This is a genomic window from Falsirhodobacter deserti, assembly GCF_004015795.1.
In the GTDB taxonomy this organism is placed as follows: Bacteria; Pseudomonadota; Alphaproteobacteria; order Rhodobacterales; family Rhodobacteraceae; genus Falsirhodobacter; species Falsirhodobacter deserti.
This window is the reverse complement of the sequence record NZ_ML137221.1, coordinates 108,797-123,010: the sequence shown is the minus strand read 5'-3', so window position 1 is coordinate 123,010 and position 14,214 is coordinate 108,797. Positions and strand designations below refer to the sequence as shown.

Genomic DNA, 14,214 nt, shown 5'->3' with positions numbered 1-14,214 from the left:
CCCAGTGCCACCGCAACTGGTGACGCAGTGTCAGTGCGTCGTCAGCCGCAGGTCACGCATCAGATCCGGATCAAGGACATAGATCTCCTCCGGCGGGGTTCTGAGGGCATAGGACATCACGCGCAGGTCCACCCCCATTTCCGTCAGGAAGTCCATCACGCTTGCCTGCCCACGCTGCACGTCCTTCACGGCCATGAAAGCGGGCAGGATCGTGTTCTCGCCGAAATAATGCTGGTGAACGCCGACGATGCCGCCCTTGGCCACAATGCGTTCCACGCCGCCTGCCAGCATGTAGGGGCAGGCAGACATGCAGACAGAACCTTCGGCCACTTCGGTCGTATATCCGGCAGAGCGGATGGTCCGTCCGATGGCCATACCGTCCGGAACCGATCCGCCGGAACTGTCCAGCGAGACACTGGTTTCGGCAAGCCGGTTCTGATCCAGCCATGACACGAACCTGTCGGCATCACCGGGTGCGATCTGGCCGGTGACGCGGATCGCCCCGTCCTCGGCAGTGAATACCAGCGACTTCGACATCGGCCGCATCGCTGGCGTTCCGGGCGCGGCGGGGCGCAGGTCGGGGCGATAGGGCCGGACGCTGGGGCCTTCGGCCGGCGGGGCGAAAAGCCCCGGCGCGGCAGTGTCCGGCGCTCCCAGCAGGTCCAGGGCCACGATCGCCCCCGCCAGCGCCACCTGGGCGAAAAGGACTGCCCGGATCGCCTTCCGCGGCGATGACAGAACCGACATCTTCAGGCCTCCGGCCGCGTAAGTGCCGGGCGCGGCTCCTCGGGCGGGGGCTGGCGCAACAATTCGGCGGCAGCAAGCGCCGCCCGCAGTTCGCCCACCGTCATCCGGTCATCGGTATGGCCTTCGCCGCGCCCGCTGCGGATCGCGGCCTGAACGACCATCATCGTGAAAACAAGAATGGCCGGAAGCAGGTCTATGGCGATGGCACCCGCCCATGCCGGAATGAAGTTGCCCGCATAGGCGATCACGGCATCGGCGGCGGACATCGGGGCATAAACGGCCTCGTCCGGTTGGGGCAGGGCCAACACCTCGTTCGCGGCCGTCAGCAGGGTGGTGGCCCGCTGTTCCACAAGCGACAGGACCGAGGTGATGGTGCTGGATTGGCCGGCCCGCATTTCGGCCGTGGTGCCATCCAGTTCCGGCAGAACGACAGCCTCCGACAGGTCGGACGCGGCGCGGGCAACCAGCGGTGCCGGGTTCAACTGGCGAAGTTGCGTGATAAGCCCCGACAGTTCGACCGCGTCGGCTGAAAAGCGGACGGTCCGATCCTCCAATGCGCCGGGTTGCGTAGACAGGCCCCGCATGCGCGACAGGATGGCATTGCCTTGGCCGAAGGCAGCCTTGATCGGTGTTTCCACGGCTGCGATCTGGTCTTCAAGCGCCTGAAGCTCGGCGCTTTTCTGGGTCAGAACTCTGAAAACTGCGCCGCGACCGGAAAAGCCTGACAGCGATCCGCTCGCCTCCTGCTCGGACAGGTCCTGAAAGCTTTGCCGAACCCGTGCCACGTCCCGCGACAGTGACTGGCCTGCCACTGCATTGGCATGGGCCCGTTCCAGTGAGGCCTGATAATCCTGCACCGTGGTGGCCATGTGCGTTTCCACCGCCGCCCCGCCTGCAAGCGCCGCAGCGTTCAGCCATGCCGACATCGCGATGATCGCGCAGCAGCCAAGCGCCATCGTCAGAAGCAGCCCCACCCGCGAGGCGGCGGAACGCACCGCCGGCAGCAGCCGCAGCATATAGGACCAGAACACGAAGATCGCGACCGACACGGCAACGGAATAGGCAAGTGCGGCGAAGGTTGTCCAAAGGCCCGGATCGTCAAGCAGCGTTCGCACCCCGATATAGGTGTATATCCCCGAGGCAGCCGCCAGAACGCCAAGCGCCGTGGAGGTGAAGGTATCAAGCCAGTCAAGATGCCGCTCCAGTTCCCGCGCATAGCGGTCGCCGGATCGTTGTGCCGAAGGGGAAGGGTCGCCCATGCGCTCTCCGCGATGTGAGGGTGGTTGTCCGAATTAAGGACACGGGTGCCGCTTTGTCACCTTTGCATCCCCTCACGGTTTCGGCATCTGACGCTGGAGGGCGCACCCGCAAGTGCCGGAACAAGTGCTTGGGGCAAGCGTTGCTGCAGGGCACATCAACCCACAGCAAGAACCGGGGCAGGCCTTTGTCAGAAAAAGATGGCTTCGACATGAACAGCGTTCAGGCGCGCGCACTCAGCTTCGGCATTCAGCCCGAATATGAAGGCATGGGCGGCACGATGCATACCGCTCCCCGCGAAACGCTGGAGGCCTTGCTGGATGTGCTGGGTGGCAATGCTGCCCCATCCGCGCCCGTTCATGAACTTCGGGCGCCCGAGGGTGTGCGCTGTTATCTGCCGCCGGATGCGCCGCGCGTCTGGGGCGTGGCGGTGCAGCTTTACCAGCTTCGCTCCGGGCGCAACTGGGGCATAGGCGATTTTGCTGATCTGGAAAGGCTGGCGGAAATCCTCGGGGCTGCAGGGGCGGACTTCATCGGCCTCAATCCGCTGCACGCGTTGTTCCTGTCCGACCCGTCGCTTCGCAGCCCGTTCTCGCCGTCGAACCGCCGCTTTCTCAACCCGTTATACCTTGCAGTGGACCGGATGACGGGATTTCGGCCGGATATGGTCGCCCCCCAGACCCTTGCCGATCTGCGCGAAGCGGAGCTGGTGGATTATCCCGCCGTCACGGCCGTGAAGATGCAGGTGCTGCGCCAGCTCTGGGCCGAGGCGGGATCACCCGATGCGCCGCAGTCGTTCCATCATCAGGACCGCGAGGATCTGGAACGTCACGCGGTGTTTGAAGCGCTTTCGGAAACCATGGTGGAGCGCGGTCATGGGGCCGGCTGGCAATGCTGGCCCCCCCAGTACCGCGACGTGAACAGCCCCGCCGTCGCGGAATTTGCCCGCACCGATCAATCCGCATGTGTTTTCCATCGCTGGCTGCAATACGAGGCGGACCGCCAACTGAACGCTGCACGCACGGCTTGTCATGCGGCCGGAATGGGCATTGGCCTTTACCTTGATTTTGCAGTGGGGGAAGCGGCCGGAGGGTCCGGCAGCTGGGGCGACCGCGATGTCATGTCTTCGGTCAGGATCGGTGCGCCGCCCGATTACTTCAACGAGAATGGGCAGGATTGGGGCCTTGCGCCGCTGTCACCCCTGCGCATGGCCGATAGCCGTGCGGCGCCTTACCAGGCGCTGATGCAAGGCGCGACAGAGCGGGCAGGCGCGTTGCGGATCGATCATGCAATGGGCCTTTGGCAGTTGTTCCTGATCCCGGACGGTGCCGGCCCCGCAGAGGGAACCTATGTCCGTTATCCGATCGCACATATGCTGCGGGCCTTGGCCGATGCGTCCCATGCCAACAAGACGATCGTCATCGGCGAGGATCTGGGCAACGTGCCGCCCGGTTTTCGCGATGTCATGGCAGAAGCCGGCATCCTGTCCTATCGCATCTTCATGTTCGAGCGGAACGAGGACGGATTTATCCCGCCCGAAGATTACCCGCCGCTTGCCCTTGCCTGCCTGTCCACCCACGACCTTCCGACTTTTCAAGGCTGGTGGATGGGTGATGACATCAGGCTGCGCGCCTCGTTCGGCTTCATCAGCGACGCGGCGGCACATGATCAATCCACTGCCCGCGAAACAGAGCGCGCGGAGTTGCTGCAAGACCTGAAAAAGGGCGGCCTCCTAGCTGAAGATGACGTTCCCGCCACCGCCACACAGGCCGCGCCAGAGGCAGTGGTCGCTGCGGTGCACCGGCATCTTGCCCGCACTCCGTCCCTTCTGTTCGCGGCGCGGCTGGAGGACATGGTGGGCGAAACCAAGCCCGTCAACGTACCCAGCACCTTGGACGAATATCCGAACTGGCGCCTCAAGCTTGGCACCACACTGGAGGATATCGGGAACGTTCCCTTGTTCCAGTCAATCGCCCGCGGGTTGCGCAAGGAGCGGCCGAAGGCCGGCGGTTGAAGGGCCAGCTGGGCCTTGAGACGACGGCGCGGCCTCGAAGCTGCGCCGCATCTCGTCACTCCGGGGAAAGAACGATCACTGCAAGCGGGGGCAGAGTGAGGCTCAGCGAAGAGTTCCGCCCGTGCCAAGGCACATCCTCTGCCTCGATCACGGCGTGGTTGCCGACGTTCGATCCGCCATAGCGGTCGCTGTCAGTGTTCAGAACCTCGCGCCATTTTCCACCTTGCGGCACGCCGATCCGGTAATCGAAGTGCACTTGCGGGGTCAGATTGCACACCACGACCACAGGCGGCGCGTCCGTATCTGCCTTGCGCAGATAGACGAGCACGCTTTGGACCGTATCGCTGGTATCAATCCACTCGAATCCCGCCGGATCGCAATCCATGCGGTGAAGGGCCGGCCGGTCGCGATACAGGCGGTTCAGATCCGCGATCAGGGTTTGCATGCCCCGATGCAGCGGATCGTCCAGAAGGTGCCAGTCCAGTGACTGATCGTGGTTCCATTCCCGATCCTGCGCAAACTCGCCGCCCATGAACAGCAGCTTCTTGCCGGGATGGGTCCACATGAACGCGAAATATGCGCGCAGGTTCGCGAATTTCTGCCACCTGTCCCCGGCCATCTGCCGGATGAGGGAGCCCTTGCCATGCACCACCTCGTCATGGCTCAGCGGCAGCACGAAATCTTCGGAGAAGGCATAGACGAGCCCGAAGGTCAGGCTGCCCTGATGGTACCGCCGATGGATCGGGTCCTGCCGGAAATAGCCCAGCGTGTCATGCATCCAGCCCATGTTCCACTTGAACCCGAAGCCGAGGCCACCGTCCTGAACCGGTCGGCTGACCTTCGGAAAAGCGGTCGATTCCTCAGCGATGGTGATGGCACCGGGATAATCCTCGCACACCCGTTCGTTCACGTCGCGCAGGAAGGCGATGGCTTCAAGATTCTCGTTTCCGCCAAACTCGTTGGGGATCCATTCGCCGGCTTCGCGCGAATAGTCGAGGTACAGCATCGAGGCGACCGCATCCACGCGCAGCGCGTCGACGTGGAACTTGTCCAGCCAGTAAAGCGCGCTCGATTGCAGGAAGTTGGCAACCTCGCGCCGCCCGAAGTTGTAGATCAGCGTGTTCCAGTCGCGGTGGAAGCCCTGCCTTGGATCGGCATGTTCATAAAGCGCGGTGCCGTCGAACCTGCTCAGCCCATGCGCGTCCGAAGGAAAATGCGCCGGGACCCAATCGATGATGACGCCAATGCCGGCCATGTGCAGCTTGTCCACCAACCGCGCAAATGCCTCGGCCGAACCGTAACGGCTGGTGGGGGCAAACAGGCCGATTGGCTGGTAGCCCCACGATCCGGTGAAAGGATGCTCCGACACGGGCAGGAATTCCACATGCGTGAAGCCCATCTCGGTCAGATAGGGAACAAGCAGATCGGCGATCGCGTCATAGTCCAGTATCTCGCCCGCACCGCCCCGTCGCCATGATCCGAGGTGAACCTCGTAGATGGATATCGGGGCCGTCCTGTCCTGCCGCTGTGCCCGTTCAGCCAGCCACCCTGCATCCTGCCAACGGTGTTCCGGCTGCGACGCTATCACGGACGCCGTCCCCGGCGCGCTTTCATGGGAGAAGCCGACAGGATCGGCCTTCAGGGGCATCCGCTCCCCATGGGCGCTGATGATCTCGTACTTGTAGATTTCGCCGGGCACGAGACCGGGGATGAACAACTCCCAGATCCCCGGCCCAAGACGCTTGCGCATCGGGTGGCGCCTGCCATCCCATGCGTTGAAATGACCGACAACGCTGACGCGCCGCGCATTAGGGGCCCAAACGGCAAAAGCCACGCCCTCGACCCCCTGATGCACCGCAGGATGTGCCCCCATCCGTTCATAAAGCTTCCGGTGGCGCCCTTCGGCCAGAAGGTATTCGTCCATTTCCCCCATCACCGGATCGAAACGATAAGGGTCGTCCACCTCCCAGACATGATCGCCGGATCGCATCTCCAGCCGGTATTCGCGGTCGGCAATGGGGCCGGCGAAGAAGCCCTCGGGATGAACACGCTCCAACGCGGTCCGACCCCGTGCGTCAAGAACCGTCACTTCCGATGCTTGGGGCGCGAACACCCGCACCTCGCCGTCGTGGGGGCCCAGGATGCTGAACGGGTCATGGTGCCTGCCGCGCAGGATGGCCTCGATCTCCGTCGATGAAACACTTGTCATTCTGCGTCCCGTCCCAGCAAATCAAGAATTCCCTTCAGCGGAATGCCAACCCATGCAGGCCTGTTGCCCAGTTCGTATCCGGCTTCATAAACCGCCTTGTGGAGCAGGAAGAAGTCCAGCAGCGTTTTGCGGGCCGCGGCATCCGCCGGAAGGCTCGCCACCTCTCGGGAGTGTTCGGCATAGGCTGTCTGGAATTCCCGCATCGCCGTCTGGCGCCAGGTTTCCACGCGTTCCAGTTCGCGCTCCGCACCCTGCCCAAAACTTTGGCGCTGCCGCGCGATGACGGTCATCGCGGCATAGTCGAAGGAGCGGAGCATGCCCGCGACATCCCGCAGGGGCGACGATTTCGCCCGCCGCTCGGCAAGCGTACGTGCGGGTTCACCCTCAAAGTCGATGATCGCGACGTCGTTCTGCGCCAGAAGCACTTGGCCCAGATGATAATCCCCATGGATGCGCGACAGCTTGAACGCCGGGTCCATCTGCGTGATCGCGTGCAGCTTGGCGAAAAGTTCGTCCTGCGCCGCAAGCAGCGTTTCGGCAAGCGGGGCGGCGTCTTCGGGGAAGGCTGCCTGTTTCAGCCGCGACATCAGCGCTTCGGCTTCGGCCTGCGCATCCTGAGCCCACTTGCCCAATTGATCCTGTGTCAGATCCTCTGTCTTGAAGGAAGGATCGTCGGTTTCCGTCGCCAGCGCCTTGTGCAGTTCGGCCGTGCGTTGCCCCAGCAGAGACCCGATGCTGAGCGGGAAGTCGAAGGCCGCTGCCTCAGGCCTCACTTCCGAGGTGGAGGACCACCCCTCCTGTTCGTGCAGCTCCAGCATCAACGCGTCGATGATCCCTGTCCATGCGTCGCCTCTGTTCGGAACAAAGGCGAAGGCGGCGGCCAGTGTCGTGGTGTCATGCACCACCTCGCCCAAGTAGCGGGGCGTGTGTTCGTATCCCGCCACTTCAGTCAGGAAGCGTGCGACCTCCACATCCGGCTGATCCCCGGCGCGGATGCGGCGATAAAGCTTCAGGATGATCTTGTCGCTGAAGGCGATGGACAGGTTGGACTGTTCGGCACCAAGCTGCCGTGGGTCTCCCGGCTCCTCGATCGCGCGCAGGGCGTCGCTGCCCTTGAACCGCAGTTTCCCGTCCGACCGCTCTTCCTTGAGGCCGTCCAGCAGCAGTTGCGGAAGACGTTCGTCATAGGCCCCGTCGATCAGGGCTCCCACGCGGGCCGTGTGGCGGATCTTGGCCAGCGTATAGGAAAGCTTCGGTGCGCCGGGGCGAAGGTTCTCATCCCCCCACCGCGCCGAGATCGGCAGAAGATAGCTTTGCTCCTCGTCCCCGACGGTCACCTCAAGCGAGACAAGCTCATGCTCCCCCCCCTCAAGGCTGCCCAGTGGGGTCATCCGCACTGCGCCAATCGCCTCGTCCTTTGCCGCGAACCAGCGCTGCAGGGGCAGCCATTGCGGCAGAACGTCCTTGCGGAACTGCGTCCCCTCGCGCCCGCCAAGGGCCGTTTCCACCCGGCCATCGCGCGCGGTCAGCGTCATGAATTCAGGCAGGATGCCCGGCATCGCCTCGTGCCAAGACGGCGTTTCCCCTTCATCGCTGAGGGCAAACCAGTAGAAGCCATAAGCGGGCAGCGTCAGCATGTAGGGCAGATCGCCGATTGGGGGGAAGGCGGACCGCCCCGTAAGCTCGATCGGGACGGTGCCGCGATGGCGGCTCAGGTCCAGTTCCACCGCTTGTGCGCTGTCGGCCAGGTTTGCCACGCACAGATAGGCCTTGCCCTCATGCTCGCGCAGATAGGCAAGGATCTTGCGGTTGCGTGGATACAGCAGCACCATCGTCCCGCGCCCGAAGGCGGGATGCTGGCGGCGCACCGTGATCATCCGGCGCATCCAGTTCAGCAGGGACGACGGATCGTCCGCCTGTGCCTCCACGTTGATGACCTGATGGCCATAAACAGCATCGATGATCGTCGGAAGGTAAAGTTGTTGCGGCTTGGCGCGCGAAAATCCGGCATTGCGGTCGCCCGACCACTGCATCGGCGTGCGCACCCCGTCCCGATCCCCGAGATAGTAGTTGTCGCCCATCCCGATCTCGTCCCCGTAATAGATGATCGGGGTCCCCGGCATGGACAGCAGCATCGAATTCATCAACTCGATCTTGCGGCGGTTGTTCTGCATCAGGGGCGCCAGCCGGCGGCGGATGCCAAGGTTGATCCGCGCCCGCGTTTCGGCCGCATAGGTCTGCCAGAGATAATCGCGCTCCTCGGACGTCACCATTTCCAGCGTCAGCTCGTCATGGTTGCGCAGGAAGATGCCCCATTGGCATAGTTCGGGAATCTCGGGCGTTTGGCGGATGATGTCCGTGATCGGATGGCGGTCGGCCTGCGCCAGTGCCATGTACATGCGCGGCATCAGCGGGAAGTGAAAGCCCATGTGGCATTCGTCGCCGTCGCCGAAATAAGGGCGTGTGTCCTCGGGCCACTGGTTCGCCTCGGCCAGAAGCATCCGGTCGGGGAAATGCGCGTCCAGATCGGCGCGGATCTTCTTCAGGACGTCATGGGTTTCGGAAAGGTTCTCGTTGTTGGTGCCGTCGCGTTCCACCAGATAGGGGATCGCGTCCAGCCGCAGCCCGTCCACGCCCATGTCCAGCCACATGCGCATGACCTTCAGCACTTCCTCCAACACGCGGGGATTGTCGAAGTTGAGGTCTGGCTGGTGGGAATAGAAGCGATGCCAGTAGAACTGGCCCGCAACCGGATCCCAAGTCCAGTTGGACTTTTCGGTGTCCAGGAAGATGATCCGCGTTTCAGGCCATTTTTCGTCGCTGTCAGACCAAACATACCAGTCGCGGGCGGCCGAGCCGCGCTTGGCCTTGCGTGCTCGCTGGAACCACGGATGCTGATCCGAGGTGTGGTTGATCACCAGCTCGGTGATGACTCGGATGCCGCGCTTGTGTGCCTCGGCGACAAAGGCCTTGAAGTCCTTCATCGAGCCATAGGACGGGTTGATGGAGCGGTAGTCGGAGATGTCGTATCCGTCATCGCGCAGCGGCGAGGGGTAGAAGGGCAGCAGCCAGATCGCCGTCACCCCCAGTTCCTGCACATAGTCCAGCCGCTGCATCAGCCCCGCGAAATCACCGATGCCGTCGCCGTTCGAATCCTGGAACGCCTTGATGTGCAGCTGGTAGATAACAGCGTCCTTGTACCAGTCGGCCTGATCGCGATCGACCCCGCCGGTGCGGACGGCAAAGTTCGCGCTGTCTCGTTTCTTCGCGGATATCTCCATCAGCGCGGCACTCCCGGGGCGAAAATCTGCCAAATGGCGTAAGGACGGGTCTGGGGCTCAAGTTCCAGCCACTGATATTTGCCGTGCCAGGTGAAGCTGTTGCCGTGGATCAGGTCACGCACCTCCACCGACGCTTCATCCGGCAGGCCGAACTTCCACATCGGAACCTCGAACCGGAAGCTCTGCGTGTTGTGCGGATCGAGGTTGACGTGGATCAGGACAAAGTCGTTCCCCCTCTGCTTGCCATAGGCGAGGATGTTGTCATTGTCCGCTTCATAGAAGTGCAGGTTCGTGAACTCCTGCAGCGCCGGATGGGATTGGCGCAGGCGGTTCATAAGCCGGATGTCGTCCTGGATGTGGCCGGGTTGATCCATGTCCCACGCGCGGATCTCGTATTTCTCGGAGTTGAGGTATTCCTCCTTGCCCGGAACTGCTGCCGCCTCGCAAATCTCGTATCCGTTATAAACGCCATAGTTTCCGCCCAGCGTGGCCGCCAGAACCAGCCGCGTGCGAAAGCCCGGCCGCCCGCTGGTTTGCAGGAACTTCGGGTTGATGTCGGGCGTGTTCACGAAGAAGTTCGGCCGCATGTATTCGCGGCACTCCTCCTGCGTCAGCTCGGTCAGATACTCGGTGATCTCCTGCTTCTCGTTGCGCCAGGTGAAGTAGGAGTAGGACTGCGAATAGCCGACCTTGGCCAGCCGCTTCATCACCTTCGGGCGCGTGAATGCTTCGGCAAGAAAGATCACGCCGGGATCCTTTGCGCGCACTTCGGCAATCATCCATTCCCAGAACGGGAAGGGCTTGGTGTGCGGGTTATCCACGCGGAAGATGCGGACGCCGTGTTCCACCCAGAACAGGACCACGTCGCGCAGCGTATACCAAAGCGAGGGCAGGGCATCGCGATAGAAGTGGACGTTGACGATGTCCTCGTACTTCTTGGGCGGGTTCTCGGCGAACTTGATCGATCCATCGGGCCGCCAGTCGAACCATTCGGGATGCTCCTTGATCCAAGGATGATCGGGAGAGCACTGGATCGCGAAGTCCAGCGCAATCTCCAGCCCATGGTCTTTCGCGGCATCGACCAGGCGGCGGAAGTCGTCAAAGGTGCCAAGCTCGGGGTGGATCGCATCGTGCCCTCCCTCGGCAGAGCCGATGGCATAGGGACTGCCCGGATCGCCTTCCTCGGCTCGCAGGCTGTTGTTGCGCCCTTTGCGGTTGGTCTTGCCGATGGGGTGGATGGGCGGGAAATACAGCACGTCAAAGCCAAGATCGCGGATATAGGGCAGCCGCGGGATCACGTCGGCGAAGGTGCCGTGCCGGTTTACGTCGCCCGACTGCGATCGCGGCATGATCTCGTACCATGCGCTGAAGGCGGCGGCCTTGCGATCTGCGAAAACCGGCAGCATCTTGTAACGGGTAAGGCTGTCGCGCAGGTCGTTCCGCTGCATCACCTCGGCGATGGCGGGATCCTTCAGCCGGGCGAAACGGGCAGCCTGAACATCGGCATCATCACCTGCGCCGGCCTGCTGCGCATCATCGTGCAAAAGCTTTTCAAGGACGGCGCGATCCTCAGACGACGCGGCGCCTTGGGCCAGCGTTTTCTCGATGATCCGGCGGCCTTCCTCCAACTCCAGCCCGATCATCTGGCCGACGGCCTGCTTCTTGATGACCTCTTTCCGCCAGGCAGCAAACAGGTCCCGCCAAGCGATGATGCTGCATTCGTACCAGCCATTTTCCGGCAGGGTAAGAGTTCCGCCCCATCGGTCGTTCTCCACCGGTAGCATGGGCACCTCAGCAAGTTCCGTCCCGCCTTTCGGCCGCCAGACAAGGGCCGCCGCGATGGTGTCATGGCCGTCGCAGAAGATATCGGCGGCAACCTCGAACGGCTGACCGGCAACGGCCTTCGCTTCGAACCGGCCGCCGTCGATCTCGATCGAGACGGCCTCGATAGCGATCCGCTCGCTTGCCAGCGCGGCAAGGACGGGATCGTGGGTCACCACAGCTATTGTTTTCTGCTCGGCCGTCTTGACAGCTTTTTGCGGCGGGCGCCGCCGCTTCTCTTGCTTCAGTTCCGGTTTCGCCACGCGGAGCCTCCTCGCTGAGTCTGTCAGCAACATCGCCCGACTTGAAAAGGTTCCGGCGTCTTCACGATGATGCCCTGTTCGAAACGGCTGGCGATCGGCCCGCTCAACGGCTAGCCGCTATGCACTATAGCATTTTTGTTGACAGGCCGCAGGATGCAACGAACACTTCCTTATCCGAAAGGCGGGAGGGCGTTTCGGGTTTCGGGGGCATCTGGATCTGGGAGGACCAATGAACTGCGCATCAACGTCTGGCGACGGCCGAACCTTTAACTGTTTCACCACAACCAGTGGGGGAAAACAGGCATGATATCAAACAAGACGCTCTTGCTCGCCACTGCCGTCGCAGCTGCGGGCTTTGCGGCGACCGCGCCGGCGCAGGAAGCTTGCCCTGACATCTCGTTGGAAGAACCGGCAGGTGTGCGGCTTGACCCCGTGACACGATCCGATGAAGCCAAGGCCTGTCTGGTCACCGGACGCATGGCCGAGCATCAAGGGCAGGACGGCAATTCCTATGCGATCCGGTTCGAGATTGCCCTTCCCGATGCGTGGAACGGCAATTTCGTGCACCAGTTCAACGGCGGCGCGGATGGGAACGTTGTTCCTGCACGCGGTGGATTCAACGTGGCACATCCCGATCAAACCGCATTGGCACGGGGGTTCGCCGTTGTTTCGAGCGATGCCGGCCACGATATGGACGCCCATCCCGATCAGGGGCTGCAGGGTCCGTCCCAGTTCGGCTTCGATGCGACGGCGCGGGCGGATTACGGTCATGCCGCAGTAGCCAAGCTGGACCCTGTGGCAAGACGGATCGTCGAGGCGGCATACGGGGCGCCTATCCGGTATTCCTATGGTATCGGCCGATCCAACGGGGGGCGGCATGCCATGGTGGCCGCCTCTCGCCTCCCCGAGGCGTTTGACGGTTTTCTTGTGGGCTATCCCGGGTTCAACCTGCCCAAGGCGGCGATCCAGCACGCATGGGATGCACAGATCTTCCACGGGTTGACCGGCGATATCCGCACCGCCTTTTCGCAACAGGAACTGGATGTTCTTTCGTCCGGGGTGCTTGATCAATGCGACCGTCTGGATCGATTGGAAGATGGCATGATCTTTGCCTTTCAGACGTGTCAGGCTGTCTTCGATCCCGACCGTCTGGCTTGCGAAGGGGATGGGTGCCTGCCGCCGGCGAAGGTGGATGCGCTGAAGCGGATGATGGCAGGCCCCCACACCACCGGCGGCGCGCCCCTTTATTCCGGATGGTACTGGGACAGTGGCATGAACAGCGCCAACTGGCGGCAATGGAAGCTTGAAGGGCCTGAGGGGGCGATGGACCGGATGCCCCGGATCGTGGCGATGGGGTCGCCCACGCTGGCACAGGTTTTCAGCACGCCTCCGGTAACGCTTGGCACCACGGCGCAGGACATGCTTGATCATCTTCTGGGGTATGACTTCGATCGCGATCCGGCCCTTCTTGCCGCGACAACCGAAGACTTTCCGGAATCGTCCCTTGACGCGATGATCCCGCCTGACCTGAGCTTTGCCGGCTTCCGCGAGGCGGGCGGAAAGATGATCGTCTATCATGGGATAAGCGATCCGGTCTTTTCGGCGCAGGATACGGTCAGCTGGTACCGCGATGCGCCGCGGGCGGACAGCTATTCCCGGCTGTACCTGGTGCCCGGCATGCCGCACGGCCATGATCCGAATGCAGCGTCCGACTTCGATCTGCTTTCGGCGCTGGTCAACTGGGTGGAGCATGGGGTGGCCCCCGGGGCCGTCGAAGCACGCACGCGGCCCGAGGAAGGCGCGGGAGTGTCCCGCCTCCTTTGCCCATATCCGACGACGGCCATCTATGTCGCCGGCGATCCCGCACTTGCCACCAGCTTTTCCTGCCAGACTGAAGGAGCACTTTGATGAAGAACGTCATGCAACGCCGCAGCTTGCTGGCCTTTGCAGCGGCAGCGCCTATCGTGACCGCACTGCCTGCCGCGGCGCAGCAGACCGCCACCTCCGAAAAGGTACCGTTTGTCACTCCCGAACTGGAATTCGTTTATGAGGCGGTGGTGGATATCGCGGAAGGCGTAGACCTTGGGGCGGGTCCGGTGGGCGAACGCCGGATGGTGCCCATTACCGGCGGCACGTTTGAAGGACCGAAATTGCGCGGCACCGTATTGGCAGGCGGCGTGGACCGGCAACTGGTTCGCCCTGACGGGGTGCGCCTTCTGGATGCGTTCTATGAAATGCAGACCGATGATGGGATTTATCTGACGGTGCGAAACCGGATGGCATCCGTGCCCGACAGAACCCGCTTTTCCCATCTTGTGATCACGGCACCCGAAGGCCGGCATTCCTGGTTGAATGATCGCGTCTTCATCGGCACCATCGGCTCGTTACGACCTGACCGGGCGGCGGTCGTGATCCGCGTCTTCACGCCGGTCTGACCATTCAGGGCAGGGTGTTCCGCACAGGCCAGCGGGGGTGCGCTAGAAACGGATGCGATCCGCGCCCGCTGGGCTGAGTGGGAGGGCGGCCAATCCGGCCCTTCCACGCCCGAATTCAACCTTTCAGGTGGTGTGGAAGGGTTCAATGCCCATCTGGCAAAGCGGATCGCAGAACAGTTGCGCACGA

At 62.8% G+C, this 14,214-nt stretch carries 8 protein-coding genes; 3 read left to right on the top strand and 5 right to left on the bottom strand.

The window, feature by feature from the left end; genetic code table 11:
* Window positions 1–30 precede the first annotated feature (30 nt).
* Window positions 31–747: a COG3904 family protein gene (locus JX25_RS14045; RefSeq protein WP_128255734.1), complete on the bottom strand. Its 717-nt coding sequence runs from the start codon at window positions 745–747 to the stop codon at window positions 31–33.
* Between the two features lie 2 nt (window positions 748–749).
* The gene (locus JX25_RS14040) at window positions 750–2,006 is read right to left on the bottom strand and encodes a hypothetical protein (RefSeq protein ID WP_128255733.1); all 1,257 of its coding nucleotides are present in this window, start codon (window positions 2,004–2,006) and stop codon (window positions 750–752) included.
* Window positions 2,007–2,215: 209 nt separating this feature from the next.
* Between JX25_RS14040 and malQ the strand changes: the two genes are divergently transcribed.
* A complete protein-coding gene (gene malQ, locus JX25_RS14035) occupies window positions 2,216–4,018 on the top strand; it encodes a 4-alpha-glucanotransferase (protein WP_128255732.1) in 1,803 nt (600 codons plus the stop codon).
* A gap of 55 nt (window positions 4,019–4,073) precedes the next feature.
* On the opposite strand, the gene glgB is transcribed toward malQ, so the two are convergent.
* From glgB to JX25_RS14020, 3 genes are read right to left on the bottom strand one after another with little or no spacing between them, the layout of a single operon-like run.
* On the bottom strand, window positions 4,074–6,227 hold the full coding sequence (glgB, locus tag JX25_RS14030; RefSeq protein ID WP_128255731.1) for a 1,4-alpha-glucan branching protein GlgB: 2,154 nt from the start codon (window positions 6,225–6,227) through the stop codon (window positions 4,074–4,076).
* On the bottom strand, window positions 6,224–9,508 hold the full coding sequence (treS, locus tag JX25_RS14025; protein ID WP_128255730.1) for a maltose alpha-D-glucosyltransferase: 3,285 nt from the start codon (window positions 9,506–9,508) through the stop codon (window positions 6,224–6,226). The genes glgB and treS overlap by 4 nt, the downstream gene beginning before the upstream one ends.
* Window positions 9,508–11,478: an alpha-1,4-glucan--maltose-1-phosphate maltosyltransferase gene (locus JX25_RS14020; protein ID WP_421781003.1), complete on the bottom strand. Its 1,971-nt coding sequence runs from the start codon at window positions 11,476–11,478 to the stop codon at window positions 9,508–9,510. The genes treS and JX25_RS14020 overlap by 1 nt, the downstream gene beginning before the upstream one ends.
* Before the next feature lie 417 nt (window positions 11,479–11,895).
* Here JX25_RS14020 and JX25_RS14015 point away from each other — a divergent pair, with 417 nt between their 5' ends.
* Window positions 11,896–13,500 (top strand): tannase/feruloyl esterase family alpha/beta hydrolase, encoded by a 1,605-nt coding sequence (locus JX25_RS14015; RefSeq protein WP_128255728.1) that lies wholly within the window; start codon window positions 11,896–11,898, stop codon window positions 13,498–13,500.
* Complete coding sequence (locus JX25_RS14010; protein ID WP_128255727.1) at window positions 13,500–14,027, top strand: DUF3237 domain-containing protein; 528 nt, start codon at window positions 13,500–13,502, stop codon at window positions 14,025–14,027. The genes JX25_RS14015 and JX25_RS14010 overlap by 1 nt, the downstream gene beginning before the upstream one ends.
* Window positions 14,028–14,214 lie beyond the last annotated feature (187 nt).

Coding starts and splice junctions, on each gene's coding strand:
- JX25_RS14045 (WP_128255734.1), bottom strand. CDS start 747: ATGTCGGTTCTGTCATCGCCGCGGAAGGCGATCCGGGCAGTCCTTTTC.
- JX25_RS14040 (WP_128255733.1), bottom strand. CDS start 2,006: ATGGGCGACCCTTCCCCTTCGGCACAACGATCCGGCGACCGCTATGCG.
- malQ (WP_128255732.1), top strand. CDS start 2,216: ATGAACAGCGTTCAGGCGCGCGCACTCAGCTTCGGCATTCAGCCCGAA.
- glgB (WP_128255731.1), bottom strand. CDS start 6,227: ATGACAAGTGTTTCATCGACGGAGATCGAGGCCATCCTGCGCGGCAGG.
- treS (WP_128255730.1), bottom strand. CDS start 9,508: ATGGAGATATCCGCGAAGAAACGAGACAGCGCGAACTTTGCCGTCCGC.
- JX25_RS14015 (WP_128255728.1), top strand. CDS start 11,896: ATGATATCAAACAAGACGCTCTTGCTCGCCACTGCCGTCGCAGCTGCG.
- JX25_RS14010 (WP_128255727.1), top strand. CDS start 13,500: ATGAAGAACGTCATGCAACGCCGCAGCTTGCTGGCCTTTGCAGCGGCA.